Source organism: Methylobacterium aerolatum, from assembly GCF_022179085.1.
GTDB classification, from domain to species: Bacteria; Pseudomonadota; Alphaproteobacteria; order Rhizobiales; family Beijerinckiaceae; genus Methylobacterium; species Methylobacterium aerolatum.
The window spans coordinates 65,098-84,124 of sequence record NZ_BPQE01000024.1 but is presented as its reverse complement, the minus strand read 5'-3'; the positions used below and the strand labels follow the sequence as shown (position 1 = coordinate 84,124).

15 protein-coding genes and 1 pseudogene are annotated in these 19,027 nt (G+C 61.0%); 7 read left to right on the top strand and 9 right to left on the bottom strand.

Annotated features, from left to right (window positions below; genetic code table 11):
* Positions 1-218, top strand: a 218-nt coding sequence (locus MFF06_RS16830; RefSeq protein ID WP_238206007.1) for a hypothetical protein, incomplete at its 5' end; no start/stop codon positions are given.
* A 728-nt stretch (positions 219-946) separates the two neighbouring features.
* On the opposite strand, the pseudogene MFF06_RS16825 reads toward MFF06_RS16830, so the two are convergent.
* From MFF06_RS16825 to MFF06_RS16800, 6 genes and pseudogenes are all read right to left on the bottom strand, one after another.
* Positions 947-1,741: pseudogene (locus MFF06_RS16825) on the bottom strand (integrase core domain-containing protein).
* A 75-nt stretch (positions 1,742-1,816) separates the two neighbouring features.
* Entirely contained in the window at positions 1,817-3,010 is a 1,194-nt protein-coding gene (locus MFF06_RS16820; protein ID WP_238206013.1) for a patatin-like phospholipase family protein, read from the bottom strand.
* A gap of 594 nt (positions 3,011-3,604) precedes the next feature.
* A complete protein-coding gene (locus MFF06_RS16815; RefSeq protein ID WP_238206005.1) occupies positions 3,605-4,027 on the bottom strand; it encodes a Ros/MucR family transcriptional regulator in 423 nt (140 codons plus the stop codon).
* 30 nt (positions 4,028-4,057) lie between these two features.
* A complete protein-coding gene (locus MFF06_RS16810) occupies positions 4,058-5,515 on the bottom strand; it encodes an efflux transporter outer membrane subunit (protein WP_238206003.1) in 1,458 nt (485 codons plus the stop codon).
* A 34-nt stretch (positions 5,516-5,549) separates the two neighbouring features.
* Positions 5,550-7,097, bottom strand: a complete 1,548-nt coding sequence (locus tag MFF06_RS16805; RefSeq protein WP_238206001.1) for an MDR family MFS transporter — start codon at positions 7,095-7,097, stop codon at positions 5,550-5,552.
* A complete protein-coding gene (locus MFF06_RS16800; protein ID WP_238205999.1) occupies positions 7,094-8,215 on the bottom strand; it encodes an HlyD family secretion protein in 1,122 nt (373 codons plus the stop codon). The genes MFF06_RS16805 and MFF06_RS16800 overlap by 4 nt, the downstream gene beginning before the upstream one ends.
* Before the next feature lie 379 nt (positions 8,216-8,594).
* Between MFF06_RS16800 and MFF06_RS16795 the strand changes: the two genes are divergently transcribed.
* Positions 8,595-9,245: a TetR/AcrR family transcriptional regulator gene (locus MFF06_RS16795; protein ID WP_238205996.1), complete on the top strand. Its 651-nt coding sequence runs from the start codon at positions 8,595-8,597 to the stop codon at positions 9,243-9,245.
* A 126-nt stretch (positions 9,246-9,371) separates the two neighbouring features.
* Here the strand turns inward: MFF06_RS16795 and MFF06_RS16790 are convergent, their stop codons facing one another.
* On the bottom strand, positions 9,372-9,749 hold the full coding sequence (locus MFF06_RS16790; RefSeq protein WP_238205994.1) for a phospholipase A2 family protein: 378 nt from the start codon (positions 9,747-9,749) through the stop codon (positions 9,372-9,374).
* 1,151 nt (positions 9,750-10,900) lie between these two features.
* On the opposite strand from MFF06_RS16790, the gene MFF06_RS16785 reads away from it, so the two are divergent.
* From MFF06_RS16785 to MFF06_RS16765, 5 genes are all read left to right on the top strand, one after another.
* Complete coding sequence (locus MFF06_RS16785; protein ID WP_238206011.1) at positions 10,901-11,458, top strand: TetR/AcrR family transcriptional regulator; 558 nt, start codon at positions 10,901-10,903, stop codon at positions 11,456-11,458.
* A gap of 45 nt (positions 11,459-11,503) precedes the next feature.
* The gene (gene shc / locus MFF06_RS16780) at positions 11,504-13,441 is read left to right on the top strand and encodes a squalene--hopene cyclase (RefSeq protein WP_238205992.1); all 1,938 of its coding nucleotides are present in this window, start codon (positions 11,504-11,506) and stop codon (positions 13,439-13,441) included.
* Positions 13,442-13,613: 172 nt separating this feature from the next.
* Positions 13,614-14,120, top strand: coding sequence for a hypothetical protein (locus tag MFF06_RS16775; RefSeq protein ID WP_238205990.1), 507 nt, complete (start codon positions 13,614-13,616; stop codon positions 14,118-14,120).
* A gap of 695 nt (positions 14,121-14,815) precedes the next feature.
* Entirely contained in the window at positions 14,816-15,184 is a 369-nt protein-coding gene (locus MFF06_RS16770; RefSeq protein WP_238205988.1) for a PilZ domain-containing protein, read from the top strand.
* Positions 15,185-16,224: 1,040 nt separating this feature from the next.
* Positions 16,225-16,764 carry a hypothetical protein gene (locus MFF06_RS16765; protein ID WP_238205986.1) on the top strand — a complete coding sequence of 180 codons (540 nt, stop codon included), beginning with the start codon at positions 16,225-16,227 and terminating at the stop codon, positions 16,762-16,764.
* 192 nt (positions 16,765-16,956) lie between these two features.
* Here the strand turns inward: MFF06_RS16765 and MFF06_RS16760 are convergent, their stop codons facing one another.
* Both MFF06_RS16760 and MFF06_RS16755 read right to left on the bottom strand, forming a co-directional pair.
* Positions 16,957-17,868 (bottom strand): alpha/beta hydrolase, encoded by a 912-nt coding sequence (locus tag MFF06_RS16760; protein ID WP_238205984.1) that lies wholly within the window; start codon positions 17,866-17,868, stop codon positions 16,957-16,959.
* A 379-nt stretch (positions 17,869-18,247) separates the two neighbouring features.
* A complete protein-coding gene (locus tag MFF06_RS16755; RefSeq protein WP_238205982.1) occupies positions 18,248-18,775 on the bottom strand; it encodes a hypothetical protein in 528 nt (175 codons plus the stop codon).
* Between the last annotated feature and the right edge of the window lie 252 nt (positions 18,776-19,027).

The following is a 19,027-nucleotide window of genomic DNA, read 5'->3' as shown; positions in this document are numbered from 1 at the left end:
GCGGCGACTTGGGCAGCGCGCTACAACGGGAGTTTGAGCTTGACCAGCTTTGCGGACGCCGTGTTGAGAGCGGCGCTTCAGTGGAAATGAATTTCGACGCGCATTCGCCCAGCTGTACCGGACGGTTCGAAGCTATAACGAAAATCGTCACAAAAATGTCTCAGCCGCTTGTGGGCGATCACGAATTCTGTCACGAATTATCGTCACGAAGAAAGTGACGAAATAGGGCGAGCGAGACTCGCCATAGATGCGCAGAGGACTCGCTGGCGTTGTACTTTGGCGTCGAAAATTTTGTGATGGACTCGGCAACTCGAGATCGCATCCAGTCACTTCATGATGCCATGCATGCTGACATCCGTCATAACTACCATTCGAAGGTCGATCCGGTTGTCGCCAGGTACAAGTGCCTTCTAATGTATCGACACCAAAGATTGACGGGCATAAATGTTGCGTCGAACTTTGACGTACAATGGCTAAGGAGCGAGCTTGGGATTTTATTTAAATTGTCGACAGATAGGTATCGTGAATTATCATCTTGGTCGATTGTCGCCTATTATCAGAAGAAATCTCTTGAAGAGTTCGGAGCAAACGGACTCATATATTTCGTTGAGAAGACGAGTAGGTACAAGAAGAGCCGAGATATTGGGTACGCTCTTGCCATCAAGCTGATGTCGGAGAAGAGAAGTTTAAGCTACGCCGAAATTAGAAATTTCGTACGGAGTTTGAGCGACAAAAATCTAGAAGTTTCTGGGCAAACCCGGAAACGCGGCCGCAAGCCTGTGGGCGCCGTGGCGATGACAGATGCCGAGAGGCAAAGTCGCTATCGCGAAAAACGGAGATCCGCCGGCCGCACTTAGCAGTGCATCTGATCGGCCCCCACGAGGTGGTCCAAGTGTAGAGTTAGTGTGCGGTGGGCCTGGGGTTGACCCGGTTTATGGTCCACGACCTATGCAAGTTCTCGGGCTGTGACAGCTTGGTTGGCGAAGGCTCGGGGCGTCAAGCCGCCCAGGGCCGTATGGGGTCGATCTTCGTTGTAGTGGCACCTCCAGTCCTCGATGCGCTCGCGGGCATCGGCCAGCGACAGGAACCACGAGGCGGTCAGACATTCCGCCCGTAGGCGGCCGTTGAACGACTCGATGTAGGCGTTGTCGGTCGGCTTGCCCGGTCGGGAGAAGTCGATCTCAACCCCGGTCAGGTACGCCCACTGATCGAGCATGCGTCCGGCAAACTCCGGTCCATTGTCGACCCGCAGGCTCTTGGGCCGCCCCCGCAGCCGGACCAAGGCGTCCAGGGCCTCGGTGACTTGGAAGGCACGGAAGCTCCTTCAGCCGCATGCGAAGCGCCACCTGCGGGTCGGAGCGCTTCCTGTAACGCTGGGACGAGCGGCCGAAACCGGTGGCTTGGCAGGCCCGGCGCTCGCTGATGTCGTAGGCCCCCTGCAGGTGACCGGCGACCTCGCGGCGAGCGGCGGGCCTTACCACTTTCGCTTGAGCACATCCTGCAGCATGGAGCGGTCCAGCGTCAGGTCGGCCACCAGTCGCTTGAGCTTGCTGTTCTCGTCCTCCAGCTGCTTGAGCCGGCGGATCTCCGGCACCCCCATGCCGACGAACTGCTTCTTCCAGCGGTAAAACGTCGGCTCGGACACGCCCATCTTCCGGCAGACTTCGTCCACCGTGGCGCCGTTCTCCGCCTGTCGCAGGGCAAAGGCGATCTGCTCGTTCGTGAAGCGTTTGCGAGGCATGGCATCCACCCTCCTTCAGGGTTCAGGATGCCCGAAAAACTTGCGCTCAGCGTGGACCAGTTTGCTGGGTCAGGGTCAGTTCGTCGATGCGATGACCTTGGCCGCCAGTGGGGAGACGGGAACGTCCCCACGCCATGCAGATCCGGACCGGGCCTTGTCGTAGCCAGCTTGATAGAGGCTGCGCATGTAGGCCGTGTCGAAGCCGCGAGCGGTCGAGGTGCGTGGGGCGCCCTCGTCGATGTACGTGAGGTGGAAGCCGATACGGTGAGCCCGCGAGAAGGCATAGGTCGCCGCGAGGCTCGCGCGGCTTCGGGCTTGGCTGCCGGTCGCCACGGCCTGCTCGACGATGGACAGCGTATTGTTGGTCACCAGTTCGAACTCGGGTTCGACCCTGCCGTTCATCAGCACGTAGATGTCGGACTTGCGCGGGGCCACGCCGGTTCGCCCATCCCCCACCATGAATGCTTGCGGCACCGTGAACACCGGCGTCACCACCGAACCATCGACATGCAGTTCCTGGAAAGTTCGGTTTCCGACTTGGACGTCGAGGAGCTGCGGGGGGAATACGGCAGGGATGCTCGCGGAGGCGGTGAGCACGTCCCTGAACAGAGACACGGCGTTGGGCGCGCCGCTGGCGGCAATGACACCCATGTTCCAGATCATCGCCCGCTTGGCGTCGAGGTTGGTGGTCACGACCAGCAGACGGCGGCCCTTGGCGTGCTCGGCGGCGACGGCGGTGAGCAGGTCAGGCGTGACGTAGCGCCCGACGAGGTCCCGCAGGCGGTCGTCACCGAAAAGCCCGGAACTGAAAAGCACGTTCACGACGCTCGGATTCTTCACCAAGCTCTCAGCGACGCCGCTGGTGTAGATCTCGGTGAGGACCGGGTCGTAGGCCGGGCCGAGGAAGGCGAATGGAGCGATGAGCGCCCCCGTACTCACACCCGAAACGAGGCTGAATTCGGGGCGGGTGCCGGCGGCGGTCCATCCGTTCATGATGCCCGCCCCGTAGGCACCGTCACCGCCTCCGCCCGACAGGGCGAGATAGGAAAACGGGCGATTGCGTGCCGACGCATTCGACAGCATCGCCGTGAAAGTCTCGACAGATGCGTCGGAGAAGGCGCGGGCGCCGGGGATGCCCGCGACCTCGGCCGCGGCGGATTCACCCGCGGCGTAGGGTGTGCGGGGAAGCGAGGCGCATGCTCCGAGTGATCCGACGAGGGCGGACAAAAGGACGGCATAAGCGTGTGATTTGCGCTTTGGGATTGGCATGGGACTGCCTCCGGGTGAACCGGCAACTCGGACGGTGAGGACGGAATGGGACGGCGGGTAACCGATGATCGGGACCCGCAAGTCCATCACGCGGATAGCTATGGCATGGTTAGAGAGTGACGGGGTGTGGCGGCAACGCCGTGCGATTTTCTATTTGTATATGTCCAGTATAGTAAACTACCGCAAACAAGAAATACGAGCAAAAACAACAGACCCATCGTCATACCAATAGAAAAAGGGGCACGATATTTTTCTTGTTTTTTCGCTTTGTCGATCTTGGTTTCATCAATCATCGCGAAATCGCCTTTGAGAGGATCTGCCCCGGACTGCGTGATCCCGCCTTCATCGACACCTCACGGCCATCGGGCGTTCGGAGCCAAACACCCTCATCTCGTCGGAGGTCATGGGCGGGGAACGGGGGTGGGAGACCCCCGGGAATTGGCAAACGGCCGGTCCGTTGATGATCGGGAAGGTCGAACCGGCCGTCGCACCGCGCGATGAGGGCATTCGCGCGATCCGTTGAAGAACTGCATAGGGCGGAGGAGTGCCCTGCGTGGTCCGGGGCGGAAACCCGGCTGATCCCGCCCGCCCTTCTCAGGCCGCCCCCTGCCGTCGAGTTCCGAAGCCGATGTCTTTCGCGAGCCTGGATCGGCGTCGACTGTAGCCGGGTGCGGTCATCGGGTAGCTGGCCGGCAGGCCGAACCGTTCGCGATATCCGTCCGGATCGAGCCCGTTGACCCTGAGATGACGCTTGAGGACCTGATAGGTCTTGCCGTTGATGAAGCTGACGACGCCATCCGGCCCGATCGAATTTCGGATGGCCATGGGAGTCATCCTGAGCCGCCCGTCGAGCTCCGGCCGGGGAGTAAGCTGCGGGAAGAGCGACCTCAGGCTTCCATGGACCAGCCTCAGCAGGTCCAGCAGCTCCCTGGCCGGCAAACTGTTATGCGCAACATAGGAGCAGACGAGCGCCACCGTTGATGCCAGAACTTGGTCGTTGATCTTGGTTGCAGTCACGGGCAACTCCGTTCAGCCGAGGAAACGAGATCAGCGTGCGATCAGGGCGGTATGCTCGACAGGTAGACCCCAGCCGAGGCCGAGGCTCTTCTGGAGCGCGACGTAGGCTGTGGTGTAATCGGCTTGCGCCTGGGCGAGGCTCTGTTGGGCCTGGAGGCGCTGGCGCTCGACGTCGAGCACGTCGATGGTGCTGATCGTGCCGGCCGTGTTCCGCTGATCGGTCAGCATCGAGGCCTTGCCGGCCGAGGCGCTGGCCCGGGCCAGACGGGCGACGGTGGTTCGTTGATTGCCGTAGCGCGACAGCGAGGTCTCGGCGTCCTGCATCGCTTGCAGGACGGTCTGCTCGTACTGCGCCAATGCCTCGTCGGCGCCCGCCTCGGATTGCCTGATCTGAGCGAGGGTCCGCCCGAAGTCGAGGATGCTCCAGGACAGAGTCGGCCCGAGGCTGTAGGTCGAGGCCGCCAGCGAGCCGATGGAGCCGATGTTGGGCGAGACCCAGCCGGCGTTGCCGATGAGGTTCACGCGCGGGAACAGTCGCGCCACGGACTGGCCGATCTGGGCGTTGGCGGCCGCGAGTTGCCGCTCCGCCCGGCGAATGTCCGGCCGCCTCCGGATCATATTGCCGGGATCGCCGATGGCCACCACCCGCGGCGGCATCGGCACGGCCCGGGGTTGTTTGAGCACCGCATCGACGGCACCGGGTTCGCGGGCGACCAGCACCGCGATCTGGTTCAGGGATTGGTCGATCTGCGCCTGGAGCTGCGGCGCCTGCGAGGCGGTCGTCTCGAACTGAGTGCGCAGGCGTTCAACGTCGAGCGACGAGGCGGCCCCGCCGGCCAGGCGCTGCTGGCTGAGGCCGACCGCCTCGCGTTGGAGTGTTGCCGCCTGTTGGGTCAAGGCAAGGCGTTTCTGGGCGCCGCGCAGGGTCACGTAGGCTTGCGCCACTTCGGCCGCGACCTGCACCTGCGCGTCGGCCACGGCCGCTTCTGCTGCCTCGCCCTGGGCGGCGGCCTGCTCGATGGCGCGCTGCTTGCCGCCGAAGATGTCGATCTCCCAGGTGGCGTCGAAACTGGCGTTGTAGAGGTCGATGTTCAGTGACTTCGGAACCGCCCCCCCGGCCGACCCGAGGCCACTTCCGACGAAATCCCTGACCGGCAGCTGGTTATTCAGGGCGAAGGTATTCGCTGAGATGCTGGGCGCGAGGGCTGCCGTCCTCTGACCGAGCACGGCCCGGGACTGGAGCAGCCGCGCCGATGCGATCCGCACGTTGGTATTGGAGGCGAGGGCCGCCTCGACGAGGTCGCTCAGGACGGGGTCGCCTAAGGTCGTCCACCATCGGGCCGGCGGATCGACAGCAACGGCATTGCGAACCGCGACGCCGCGCATGAACGGAGCACCCGCCTCGGCGCGTGGCGCCGCGATCGGTGCGCCCCCGTAGTCCGGGCCGACGACGCAGCCGCCGAGGAGGGCTGCCGTCACGGGCAGCATGCCCCGCAGAAGTGTGTTGGGGATCATGGCTGGCTCAATGCATCGCGACCGGGCCGCCCTTGGGCAGCGGGCGCAGGAACAGGACGAGCGGGATGACGACCAGCATGATCACGCCGAAGACGAAGAACAGGTCGGAGAAGGTCATCACCAGGGCCTGGGCGTCGATGACCTGCTTGAAGCCGGCGAGAGCTTGGCGCATGCCGTCGGGGCCGCCGGCACCGCCCATCGCATTCAAGCGGTCCTGCGCCAGGACGGAATTGGCGTTCACGGATTCGAGCAGGCGGTCCGTATGCAGGTCGCTGCGTCGCTCCTGCAGGGTGGTGATCAGGGCCAGGCCGAAGGAGCCGCCGAGGTTGCGGGCTCCGTTGAACAGGCCGGAGGCGTCGTTCGCCTTTTCCGGCGGGACGGAGCTCGTCGCGGCTTGGTTGAGGAACAGCAACGCGAAGCCCTGTCCGACCCCGCGCAGGAGCTGGGAGACCACGAACTGGCCGCCGGCATCCTCGGTTGTGAGGCCGGAATCGAGGAAACAGCTCCAGCCGTAGAAGACCAAGCCAAGGGCTACCGCGATCCGGACGTCGATCACCCGGATGAGGAGCGGGAAGAACGGCAGCATCATCAGGGTCGGGACGCCGGACAGCAGCACGATGTGGCCCGCCTGCTCGGCGTTGTAGCGTGGCACCTGCGAGAGGAACTGAGGGATCAGGTAGAGGATGCCGTAGAGGCCGCCGCCGACGGCGAAGCTCATCAGGAACACGCTGCCGAACGCCCGCGTGCGCAGGATGCTCATGTCGATGACGGGTGCCTTCGCGGTGAACTGCCCGATGGCGAGCAGGACAAACCCGAAGGTCGCAGCGACGCTCAGCGAGACGATGAGGTTCGAGGCGAACCACTGCTCGCGCTGCCCGTCCTCCAGCACCACGGTGAGGCAGCCGAGGCCGATGATGAGGCCGAGGATGCCGAACCAGTCGCCTTCGAGCACTTGCGCCGGTTGGGCTTTCTCGTGTGGCAGACCGACAAACAGCAGCACGAGAAGGCCGAGGCCGATGGGGACGTTGATGAAGAACAGGTAGTGCCAACTCGCGTTCTCGGTGAGCCAGCCACCGATGACGGGACCGACGACCGGTCCGAGCACCGCCGTCATGCCGAACAGGGCGACGCCGACGGGCTGCTTGTCCGGCGGCAGACGGGTGGCGACGATGGTGAGCGCTGTCGGGATCATGCCGCCGCCGGCCACCCCCTGGCCGACGCGACCGATGATCATCATGTTGAGGTTTGTCGCCACGCCGCACAGCACCGAGAATCCGACGAACAGGATCGTGCAAGTGACGAGGAAGTTGCGCAGGCCGAAGACGCGTTCGAGCCATCCCGTGAGCGGGATGATGATGATCTCGGCGACAAGGTAGGCTGTTGATATCCAGGTTCCCTCCGAGCCGCTGGCGCCGACCTCGCCCTGGATGGTCGGCAGGGCCGCGTTGACGATGGAGGTGTCGAGGGTCGCCATCAGCGCGCCTATGGTCCCGGCCGCGACGGCGAGCCAAGCGGCAGCATCAGCCTTGGCCGGTGGGGTGTGGTGTGCGCTCATGGCTTTGCGCCCGCCGAGCGGGAACGGCCGACCTGTCCGCCCGGGCCGACCTGCGCCACAGGCTCCTCGGCCGGCTCCTCGTCTTCCTCCTCCGCGCGAGCGGCGCGGGTGTCGACCGAGACGACGACGGACAGGCCGGGGACCAGCACCTTGCGGGCCTCTGCACCGGCCTTGAAGCGGATGCGCACGGGCACGCGCTGTACGATCTTGGTGAAGTTGCCCGTGGCATTCTCCGGCGGGATCAGCGCGAACTGCGCGCCGGTACCCGGCGAGAAGCTGGCCACGCGCCCCTGCAGATCCCTCCCCGAGAGGGCATCGACCGAAACCGTCACCGGCTGGCCGATCCGCATCAGGCCGATCTGGGTCTCCTTGAAGTTCGCGTCGATGTAGAGGTCGTCGACCGGCACGACGCTCATCAGGCGCGTGCTGGCCTGGACGTACTGGCCGACCCGGGCGGTCAGGTCGCCAACCCGGCCGGCGATGGGGCTCTTGATCGTGGCGTGGCCGATGTCGATGCGGGCTCGGAGCAGCCCGGCGCGGGCCTGATCCACCGCCGCCTTGGCCTGGACCACTGCCGCCTTCAGGGAGTCGACCTGTTTGGTGGCCGAGAGCAGCTGCGCCTTGTTGATCTCGACCTGCGCGTCGTTCTGCTCGGCCTGGCTGCGATACTGGTCGAGCTTCTCCACGGTGTCGGCGCCCGACGCGGCGAGCGGCTTGTAGCGCCGGACCTGATCGGACGAGAACTTCGCGGTCACCTGCGAGGCGGACAGTTGCGCCTTGGCTTGGTCAATCTGCGCCTGCTGCCGCGAGAGCTCGGTCTCCGCTCGGGCGACGTCGGCCTGTCGCACGTCGACCAGCGCTTGCTGCTCGGAGAGCCTCGCCTGCGCCTCGCCGTCGTCGATGGTCAGCAGGATCTGACCGGCAGCCACGACTTGGTTCGCCGACACCGGCAGCGACGAGACGTACCCCGAGACCTGGGGCGAGACCGTCACTTGATCGGCCTTGACGTAGGCGTTGTTGGTTTCCTGGATGAAGCGCCCGACGGTCCAGTACCGCCATCCCCAGACTCCACCGCCGACGAGGACCGCGATCACGATCACGACGAGAAGCACCTTCACCCAGGTCTTCTTCAGCGGCGAAGACGCCTTCGCGTCTCCGTCCTCAACTCCGTCGCCTTTGGCCTCCGGTGTCCGTCGTTTCTGATCCCGGCTTCTGCGGTCCTGGCTCGATCCACGGGCGTCGTCCTCACGCCGTTGGTTGTCGTCCGCCGATCCCGGCCCCGTGTCCCGTTCGCTTTCGGCCATCGCGTTGCCAGTCTCGGATCGCAATTAAATAGTACGGATTCGTTCCTTAGACGCGGAGTCAATTGCGTGCAACCGGCTTTCTCAAATCAGGTGTGCGCATCGCATCTCCGGGGATCACCTGATGTGGCATGGGGCTCTTTCTTCGCGGAAAAGCTCCTGATACGTTTCCGCCGGGTAGAAATGGCAACGCATCATGTCGAGTGAAACGACACTGACGAGCGCGCGGCGCCCGGGGCGTCCCGCACGCGGGACTGAGGGCGAGGCGACCCTGCGCATCCTCGACGCCGCAACGCCGATCTTTCTGGCCGAAGGGTTCGAGGCCGCCAGCATTGACAGTATCGTGGCTGCCGCGGGGATCTCGAAGAAGACTTTCTACGTCCGCTTCAATTCGAAGGCCGACCTGTTCGAGGCCGTCTTCCTGCGCTTCATTGAGGAGCGCATCCCCGTCATCGAGCGGGAGGCGGGTCATGTCGGATCGGCGAGCGACTGCCTCCACCGGATCGCCCTCGCATCGCTGAAGGTCGCTTTGACGCCGGATGTCATCGCGTTCCAGCGCATCATCACGGCCGAGGCTATACGCTTCCCGCAATTCGCCTTGGTGATGAACGACTTCGGGCAGTCACGGCTTCATTCCCTGATCGAGCGATGCCTCGAACAGGCTGTCGAGGCTGGCGAGATCAAAGTTCCCGATATCCGCTTCGCCGCCGATTGCTTCCTGAACCTGACCATGCGTCCGCCGGTCGACCGAGCAGTCCTGGGGCTGGAACGGGCAGAATTGACACATGTAAAACGGGCTGCCCTGAAGCGCACCGTCGAGTTCTTCCTCGAGAGCTGCCGCCCCTGAAGCTTACCAACGAATGAGCTTGTCGTAGTCGGCTCCGAGGGAGGCTGCGGCAGCATCTCCCTCGCGACCGATGTGCCTTGATGCGGGCGTGCGGACATCTCGCCGACTACCGCTGTCCGGTCTGGATCAGTTGCTGCGGGCGGTGTGGCCTTCTCGGCACATCATCAAATCGCTCCCCCGCGCGATCAAGCCTGCCAGCATCCGAATGTCCTCAGAAAGACGCGGGCTGGCGGCGATCAGGCTGGCGTCCCGCTTAAGCCGCCGATGACAGCCGCAGGAGGGCAACCCGACGTCCGGCATACACGCATCGTGAGGCATGCAGGCGGCGTCGAGCGCATCCACCGGCGCCACGCTTGGGCCGTCGTTCCCTTGACCGCAATAGTGACCGTGGATCAACAACTTAGGCTGCATCGATTGGCCCGGCATCTCCTGGGCGCGGACCGGCGTCACGAGAGAGGCGGCCATCATGGTCAGGAACAGTCCGGCTAAACGAAGGTAGCGCATCGGGTCGCTCAGGTGGATTATCGCATGACGCAAGCATCGTCGGTCGCCAGCTGAACGACTAATAAACGGTATCGTTCCATTTTTTGGTTGTGTCCCTGACAGGCGCGATACCACAGCAGACACGCTTCGCCGTCCGGTGCGCGCCTGTCCTGTGCATGTATGAGCTTGGCGGGCTCGCGGTCGCTTGCCGTGGCTAACGATATCGCCTGGCGATACGGAACCGTTCCGTATCCTAAATGTTCTGGGATGTGCGGCGGCTAGGCGCCGCACTCTGCATGCCCGTCGAAGCCTCTAGACCCTTACGTACTTTGTAAGACCTAATTCCTATGACGATACAAATTCGCCTCATTGCATCAACCCCAGGACTTGGTGTCGCCGGCGTCGGTTCAGCCCAGGCCCGAGTTCCTGACCTCGACGACCCCTCGCTGGGCTCCCTTGCAACCAATACCGGCGCCTTCCTGGCGGCAGCACTGCGCAACGATGCTCGAGGCGCGGCCGGACTTCGTCGAGGTTGGGCTGCGTGAGGGTGGGATATCGTATGAGACGCCTTCCCATCTGCGTGCGGTATCCAACGTCGGTGAGGTACGTCGCTTCGATCCGCAACATGTCTGGCAAAGATCGCGGGATGTTGAACCGGCGCTCCGTCCCGGTCGTGACGCGATCATTCACGGCCTCTCAGCCGATGTTCAGACACGCCCCGCCGAAGAGATACGATGAGCACGTCCGCATCGCCTTGTTCCAAGCGCGCTCGATGACGTTGACGGAGAGTGAAATCGTGGCCCTTTTGAGCGGGCGGGACCTCATCACTCTTATTCCTCCGAGGTCTGGCGAGGATGCGTCCGAATACGGTTGCCGAGCTGCAAGCGAACTCATGATCCGTTATCTCCTCAGTTGACTGCGATCCACCGAAGATGATGGGGACATTTTTTACGGCGAGATAAAAGAATGCATGATCGGCAGCCGACGGTTCTTTCCCGCCGGTCTAGTCTTTGATGAAGATGCTTGAGCATGGACATTGCCGCCGTGCCAGCTCAGGCCCCCCACCTCGTTCGTTAGTTCGGCTACCAGCCATCCTTTCCACCGATGGCTGGCAAACATCGGACGCACAAACGTCCCTTGATAAAAGACCGGCTGGACGGTAGTGGGTGGCGATGGGCCTCTCTCCTGCGCAGATTAAGAAAGCTGCTGACCTCAAGCAGAGCCTGCTCGCCGCGGCGGCTCAGATCGCCGCGCAACAGGGCATCCAGGCGCTCACCCTCGAGGCAGTCGCGAAGCAAGCCGGAGCGAGCAAGGGGGCGCTACTGCATCATTTCTCGAGTAAGGCCGACTTGCTCGACGCCCTGATGACCGACCTCCTCGATCATTTTAAGGCCGACCTAGAGCGCTATGCAGCGGCCGATCTCAATCCCCGTGGACGACGGGTTCGCGCCGCCATCTACGCCTCCGCGTATTTTGAACAGGACAAGAACCGCCTTGGGGTCGCCATCGCGGCTGCCATGCAGTTCGATCCAACCTTGCTTAACAGGTGGCGTGAGCTGGCCGCTCAATGGCTGGATGAGGATCTAGCCGAAGCCGACCCCGTCAAGGCCAGCATCCTGCGCCTGGTCACGAATGGGTTGTGGGCCTCCGAAACATTCGGGCTCTACCCAATGGATGTCCAACAACGAGCGGCGGTCGTCGAGCGTCTTCTCGCCATGACGCGCTTTTAACCGCTCAGCCCTTTCTCGCCTATCCAGCCCCTTACGAGCACAGCGATGAACACGGAGCCACGCTTCTCCGCGCCCGAGATCCTGCATAGCATTGCTGGTGCCGGCCGCGCCTTGTTGAGGCGCCAAAGAGGCGACGGGCATTGGGTTTTCGAGTTGGAGGCGGATGCTACCATCCCGGCCGAGTACGTGCTGCTTGAGCACTACATGGACCGCATCACGCCCGACCGACAGGCCAAAATCGGAGTGTATCTTCGGCGCATTCAGGGCGAACATGGTGGCTGGCCGATGTTCCATGCTGGGGCATTCGACCTCTCTGCCAGCGTGAAGGCCTACTGTGCCCTCAAGGCCATCGGCGACGATCTACAGGCGCCGCACATGATCCGAGCGCGGCAAGCGATCCTCGATCATGGTGGCGCGGAACGCGCCAATGTCTTCACGCGCATTCAGCTTGCCTTGTTCGGAGCAATCCCTTGGCGCGGCGTGCCGGTCATGCCGGTCGAGGTTATGTACCTGCCCAAGTGGTTCTTCTTCAACATCTGGGCGATGTCGTACTGGGCACGCACCTGCGTCGTCCCGCTCCTCGTCCTACAAGCCCTGCATCCGCGAGCACGCAACCCGCAGGGGCTGAGCTTCGATGAGATTTTCCGTACCTCACCGGAAGATGTTCGCGACTGGATCCGCGGCCCTTATCGGTCGCGCTGGGGCGTCGCTTTCAAGTACATCGACACCTTTCTGCGTGTGACCGAGCCAGTGTTATCGAAGATCGCCCGGGGTAAGGCCATTGCCAAGGCGGTTGCCTTCGTGGACGAGCGCCTAAACGGCGAGGATGGCCTGGGCGCGATCTACCCGGCCATGGCCTATGCGCTGATGATGTACGACGTGCTGGCCTACCCCAGGGACGATCCGCGCTGCATCACGATCTGGAAGGCAATCGACAAGCTGCTCGTCGAGAACGAGGATGAAATCTACTGCCAGCCCTGTGTGTCGCCAGTTTGGGACACCAGCCTGTCAGGCCATGCAATGATCGAGGCATGCCGGAGTGGCGGCGTCGACGCCCAGAAGGACTTGGACGCTGCCTGTGACTGGCTGGTGGCCCGCCAAGTCACCGAGGTGCGAGGCGACTGGGCGGAAACCCGACCGGATCTGCGGCCCGGCGGCTGGGCGTTCCAGTACCGCAATGACCACTATCCTGACGTCGACGACACGGCCGTCGTCGCCATGCTGCTTCACCGCAACGGTCGGCCTGAGCACGCTGAGGCCGTCGAGAAGGCACGGGGCTGGATCGTCGGCATGCAAAGCCGGAGCGGCGGCTGGGGGGCCTTCGACGCTGACAACGACCGGGAGTTTCTCAACCATATCCCATTCTCCGATCACGGCGCGCTACTGGATCCGCCCACGGCAGACGTCACGGGACGCTGCGTTTCGCTGCTGGCGCAGATCGGACGCGAAGAAGACCGTCCGGTCATTCATCGGGCATTGACCTACCTGCGGGCCGAGCAGGAGCCGGATGGCAGTTGGTACGGGCGCTGGGGCACCAACTACATCTACGGAACATGGTCGGTGCTCTGCGCCCTGAACGCTGCCGGGGTGCCCCACGACGATGCGATGGTTAGACGGGCCGTGGACTGGCTGATCTCGATCCAGCGCGCCGACGGGGGGTGGGGCGAGGACGAGCGCAGCTACGACGTTGGCCGCTACGTTGAAAATGCCGAGAGCCTACCATCGCAGACTGCCTGGGCCATGCTGGGCCTGATGGCCGCTGGGCAGGCCGATCATCCGGCCGTCTCGAAGGGCGCAGCCTACCTTCAGAGCAGCCAGGGGGCTCAGGGGGAATGGCAAGAGCGCGCCTACAATGCCGTCGGCTTTCCGCGTGTCTTCTATCTGAAGTACCATGGATACCGCCTGTTCTTTCCTCTATTTGCTCTGTCGCGTTTCCATAATCTCAAGCGCGGCAACAGTCGGCAGGTGAATTTCGGTTTTTGAAGACGCTTCAGTCGGCAAGCGGAAGCAGCGAGAGATCTGCGATCAGGCGATTACTGCTGCCCGGCGGCTCTACCGCTTTGCGCCCTGGGATTATTCTATCCGAATGCAATTCATGGCTGCTTTCGGAATTTTCCTACAGCGTCTTCTACGGCCATCTTGGGTCGGAGGCGGAATGGCCGGGTCGGGTGGTTTGTTGCCGGTCCGGTTTCGGATAACAACTGATGGAAGCGGACACCATCTCGATATCCGGCTCGGCATATTGGAGAAGGCCGGGCTCACAAAGGCAAAACCGGCTTACCGCTACCGCACGAATTGCACGGCTCAAATGCGCTTATCGGCGATAAATCTTAGGGGTGATCTTTGCGAGCTTTCGACCATCGAACTGGAATCAAAATTCGATAATCTGCTCGCTGAACGTCAAGAGCTTGCGGATCGAATATCAAATTTGAATACGCTGGGCCTTAAATCAAAATATCTTAAAGGATTGGCTGTTCCATTCGGGCGTGGACCTGTTCGTGCGGCCATATTCTACAAGTTAAGGGCAGTCCTGTATCTGCAAAGCTCTCCTTCGAAAGGCCTCGGCCGCTTATACATGCTGGACTGTGAATTACAGGATATCATGGACGAGTGCGCGAGAAGGTTGGCAGAACAGCCACGACGAAAAGGCGAGGTCCGCTGACCTCTCAGGGTGATTTTCGGCTAGTCCGCTTGCAAGCAGGAGATACTCTTAGCAGATTTCAATTCTCCTTCCCCTCGCTAATCATAAGCGAGGCATTGGCTGCGGTCGGTATCGCCTTCTGAACGAGTGCCATTTCCAAAGCACGTCAGCTAGACTGCCAGTTGCGCCGATAGCTAGTAGGGCGGCCATTGTAGGTGCCCCTGCGAACCAAACTCCAACGCTGGCTGAAATCAACATAATGAAAGCGAAAGCGCTGCTGATCACAAGGTACGTCCGTGCTTCATCAGATGCGCTTGGATCCCAGGCGACGTAACCCATCGCAATACGTGCCTCTTCTTCGGTGACGAAGCGTGAATTCGCGGAACGCATGTTGGTTCGCGCAGCCTGCCAGAACCATCCGGCGAGGATGAGCGAAATGAAGGATACCACCCAGATCGCTACCCCCACGACGGTCTCTCCTGTTCGCGAAACAGAGTGACGGATCTGCCCTTACGATTCCACGACGTGACTGTGATGGATGACTACCATTCGGCCAAGCCTTCTTTGTCCGGGACCCGATGAGTGTCCGCTTCTGATGGATTTCGGCCAGTCTGCTTCAGGGTCGCAAATAGAGAAAGCGGTCGCCGAAGCTCTGGCATTGAGATTGCTAAGATTGCCTAAATCGAGCGTTTTGTCTCAGTTTGGGAGCGATTTTCGTGCTAGAACGACGCAATCATCCTCGGGGACGCACCTTCATTGGTGGCAAAATAGATTACAATAACAGCTTTTGCGTCGTTGATTGTCTAGTTAAAGACATGCCCGAAACCGGCGCACGGCTGACTTTTGCCGATACCGCAATTATTCCGGAAGAGTTCGATTTACGTCTTCGGCAAAAAGGTAAAACGAAGCGCGTCAAGCTCGCTTGGAGGCATCACGATAAGGTTGGCGTGAGCTTTCTGGAAGATCGGCCTCCGGCTGAGATCATTTCTTTAAATATAGCGCGGCGTTTGAAGGAAGCTGAAACTGATCGTGACCGCTTAAAGCGGAGGATAGACGATATTATGTCAAGATATGAAATCGATTAACACATCTACCGATCAAAAATTCTTTAAAGCATGAGATGCCGGACGGCTGCTTTGCAAAACTTCCGGCATGCTCGGCATTGGTCGCTATTGGGATGACGGCTCGGGGTGGGTTCTTGCCTTTTCGCTCTGAGACCGGAGATGCATCGAAGCGGAACTAGCAACGGGGTCCACCACCCCTTCGCGCGCCCGTCCTACTCTCTACCCCGATGAACAGGGTGCGCATAGCGACGATATCGGTCAGCAATCCGACCGCACAAACGACCTTATGCGTTCAACAACCGGTGTCCAGTTCTCAACGGCCGGAATTTCAATCAAGATCAGCCATTGCCGCAGGCACCCGTTTGCATTGTATCCCGCCGCATCATTGCGACAGACCTGCATGCCTTGGCTTACTGGCGTCGGCATGAATGTCGAACACCTAAATCGAGCTTCCTGAAGTTGTGTCTTCAGTACGCCTCTGGGACCTTTGGCACCGAGGTGTATCTTGGTCCCAGCAGGATAAAGGTACGACAGTGCATCGGTTTCGGTCGTGAGTCGCGGATGAGGATCAATGGCTGCGAGTCGCTCTGCAATCTGTCCCCGTGGGGGATACAGGTAGACCTGGACCGACTTGCTCGTGAGAACGAGGTAGGCCACGCCTATGAATGCGACGGTTGCGAGCACAGTCTGGGAAACGACTGATCGTGTGGACCGACGCGCTGCGCTGTCAGTCTTCTCTGGCGAAGCGGGCATGTGAGCATCTTCGGCAGCAGCCCCTTCGGAAGCCTTACACCCAACGCTCTTTTCCATTTCAGACCGCAGTCGCCGGTTAACCAACGGATGACTGCTTTGAGGTGACGCGCAGGGGATTCGGAATGCCCGAGATGGGTCGGAAGCAGGATGACCGCTGAGGGTGGAAAGCCGCTGATCCGGTTCCGGACGGCGGACGCCTCAAAGCAGAAGCCGCCGCAATCACCCCTCAAACCCACCAGATGATGAGCTTAACTGGTTTGTGAGGTAGCGCCTGTTATCCGTTCGAGGTTTGACGGGGAATTTCTCACATGCGCTCAACGTCGACTTTGCACATCGCGGGATTTACTCTCCTCTCAGCCGTCGCCACTGTCATCATGCCGACCGTGACGTACGCGGAAAGTTTAGAGGCTATAGTCTCCTTCGATGAGGTAAAGAACGAAGCCACGTCGACCACCCGCGTTTACCGTCATGCGCGCGACGTCTACCTGAGTGTGACCGACGGATCGCGCGTGTCCGACTGGGGCTCCCGAAGGCCGGGGCGGTCTAACGAGCGCGCCCAGAATGTCAATGGTCGCGTCGGGACGCCAGTCCCGGTTGGCATAGCAACTCTGGCATGGCTGCTCGATGGGCCAGAAATCGTTGTTCGTGAGATTAACTACCCGAGCTTTTCGGAGACGATCACGATCACCTTCCATCCGGACGGATGCGATGCCGTCGTCGCCTACCGCCTCAAGCCAAGCTACGCCTTTTTCGGCATGTGGGACCTGAAAACGGGCATGTCGATGGCAATCAACCGGATGTGGGCGGAGAATGTACGGTGCAGGCTAGGTGCTGTTCCTATCAGTTGATCCGCCGCAAGTTCTACAGCCGGTTGATCGACTGTTTTCTAGGCAGAAACTCAGATGCAGGCTGGCCCACGAGTGACCCTGTCTGCGAAGCAGTGATGGCTGGCTGAGCGGCTAGTCCGGGTGGGTTGCTGCCCGTCTGCTATCGATTGACAGCCACATCGAAGCGGACGTCACCACTACGAACGGGGACCGTCAGCGAGGCTTTCTCGTCTGGTTCACGAAGGTGGCGAGAGCATCGACAACACCGGGGGCGAGCGGAAGGTTTGCGTCCTGATAAGTCGTAACGTTCGCGGCTCTGTCATCCGATGCCACCGCTTTGAGGACATGATTGGTATCTGGCAGCAGGACGATCTCGGTATCTGGCCGAGCCTGATGTAACCGCTCCGCGTCTGTGCGACTGACCTGAATGTCGCTAAGGCCCTGAAGGATGAGCACCGGACCGTCATAGGCGGCGATGAGCTTGGTGGGATCGAGCGCGAACAGGCTGATCAGGAAACCCTGCACCTCGGGTTGGAACAGCGGGCGCAACGCGGGATGGATGCCGTCGGCTGTGACTTTCTCCCCGCGCTCCAGCCCGCCGATGATCGAACCAGCCTGCTCGCGGATCAGCGCGTTGGCAGGGTTCGCGGCGAGCTGTTCGCGTAGGACGTCGCCGGCTTTGCGGCCGGGCGCGGACACGAGGAGAAGTCCGCAGATGTTCTCGGGCCGCTGGGCCGCGAGCAGGGTCACCAAGCCACCTTCGCTGTGACCGAGCACCCAAACACAGGCGACCCCCGTTTTCTCGCGGATCGTAGCAGCCCACAGACGGACGTCGGCGGCATAATCCTCCATGGTCACGGTATTGGCGTCCGGGACGGCATGGGCGCTCCCGAACATGCCGCGCTTGTCGATCCGCACGCTTCTAATCCCACGCGCTGCGAGCCCCTCTGCGATCAGCCGGTAGGAGGAGGCTCGGACGCCAAGCGGATTGTTGCCGTCGCGATCAGTCGGGCCCGAACCCGGGACGATGAGAACGACGGGTGCGGCCGGGTCAGAGGGGCCGAGCAATGTTCCGGAAAGTGGCCCAGCGGGACCAGCCGCTTCGATCACCGCAGGGCTGCTCATCGGCGCGGCTTCCAAGTTTAAACCAGCGAGGAACGAGACTCCGACCAGGAGATAGAACCCCGTCCATATCCGCACCGCGATACCGTAGGGTTCGAGGTAAGCAAGCTGATGGATGTATGCCGACCATCTCCTAAGCGTTCGTTCGGGCAATCGTGGCATCACCGCTTTCAGGTAGCACCAGCAATTGGCGACGTGGCAGACATGGGTCGCTTGCGGAACAGCGGTTCGGGGTGGATTTCCGCCGGTCTACTTTCGGGCGGTGATACAGCGACGTAGACGTTGCCGCTGCGTCCGCATGCAGAAGTCCCTGTCACAGTATTACTATATCTCAACATTTATCTATGTTACGTCAGCCAAATTCGCTGACGAACTAAGGCTCTTAACTTACATTTTCCTCATCTAAAATACATTTCACGCCATTGGCAGACAAATGCTCAAAAGATATGGGCTTGCGACTGTTTAGGTCCCACATACCAAATCGAAAAATACCTGTATTAAGTGCGTAACTTACCTCACCATCGCATACACCTGAACGGAAGTTGAGCCTTATAATTTCACGGAATGTTGGGAATGATGTTTCGCGAACGAGGGTGTTTCTGGTTTCGAAGCGCCATTCAACTTTCACCTTTTCAACATCTGTCTGCGCGCCTAACACGCTCTTATAGCTCAAACTATGTTGATTAGGTTTATCCGCTTGGCGAGCGCTCCACTCTTCGACCTCATGCTCATCTTTTATTGTTACTCTAATACTTCTCGGCTGCCGATATGAGATTTTTGTACCATCTTTATGGCTCTGTATTTCAATAAATGAGACCAGAGCAGTCACTTTTTCAGCCATAGCTGATGTTGAGCAGCCAACCGCGCCGACATAAAGGCCGGTGGCCGCAAGGATGTATTGCAACTGCATCTCTTTCGCCACCCCTATGTGGCCCAAACCAAAAAAGAGGTCAGTGGCACCAATACCAAATTCACCAATGCGAGGCCGAAACGCCTTCCTGGCGATATGGACTGTGCCAATGTCATGTAAATTAAATTACCACGCACAGGTTACGAACGTGTTCGGCGGATAATTCACTTTCCGAGCCGAAGTTGCCTGAGGATCAACGAACGTCCGTTTTCAAAAATTGCCGATGACGGTTTGAGCGGCTGGGTTGGGTCG

Coding starts and splice junctions, on each gene's coding strand:
- MFF06_RS16820 (WP_238206013.1), bottom strand. CDS start 3,010: ATGCCAATCCCAAAGCGCAAATCACACGCTTATGCCGTCCTTTTGTCC.
- MFF06_RS16810 (WP_238206003.1), bottom strand. CDS start 5,515: ATGCTGCCCGTGACGGCAGCCCTCCTCGGCGGCTGCGTCGTCGGCCCG.
- MFF06_RS16805 (WP_238206001.1), bottom strand. CDS start 7,097: ATGAGCGCACACCACACCCCACCGGCCAAGGCTGATGCTGCCGCTTGG.
- MFF06_RS16795 (WP_238205996.1), top strand. CDS start 8,595: ATGTCGAGTGAAACGACACTGACGAGCGCGCGGCGCCCGGGGCGTCCC.
- MFF06_RS16790 (WP_238205994.1), bottom strand. CDS start 9,749: ATGCGCTACCTTCGTTTAGCCGGACTGTTCCTGACCATGATGGCCGCC.
- MFF06_RS16785 (WP_238206011.1), top strand. CDS start 10,901: ATGGGCCTCTCTCCTGCGCAGATTAAGAAAGCTGCTGACCTCAAGCAG.
- shc (WP_238205992.1), top strand. CDS start 11,504: ATGAACACGGAGCCACGCTTCTCCGCGCCCGAGATCCTGCATAGCATT.
- MFF06_RS16775 (WP_238205990.1), top strand. CDS start 13,614: ATGGCCGGGTCGGGTGGTTTGTTGCCGGTCCGGTTTCGGATAACAACT.
- MFF06_RS16765 (WP_238205986.1), top strand. CDS start 16,225: ATGCGCTCAACGTCGACTTTGCACATCGCGGGATTTACTCTCCTCTCA.
- MFF06_RS16760 (WP_238205984.1), bottom strand. CDS start 17,868: ATGAGCAGCCCTGCGGTGATCGAAGCGGCTGGTCCCGCTGGGCCACTT.
- MFF06_RS16755 (WP_238205982.1), bottom strand. CDS start 18,775: ATGCAGTTGCAATACATCCTTGCGGCCACCGGCCTTTATGTCGGCGCG.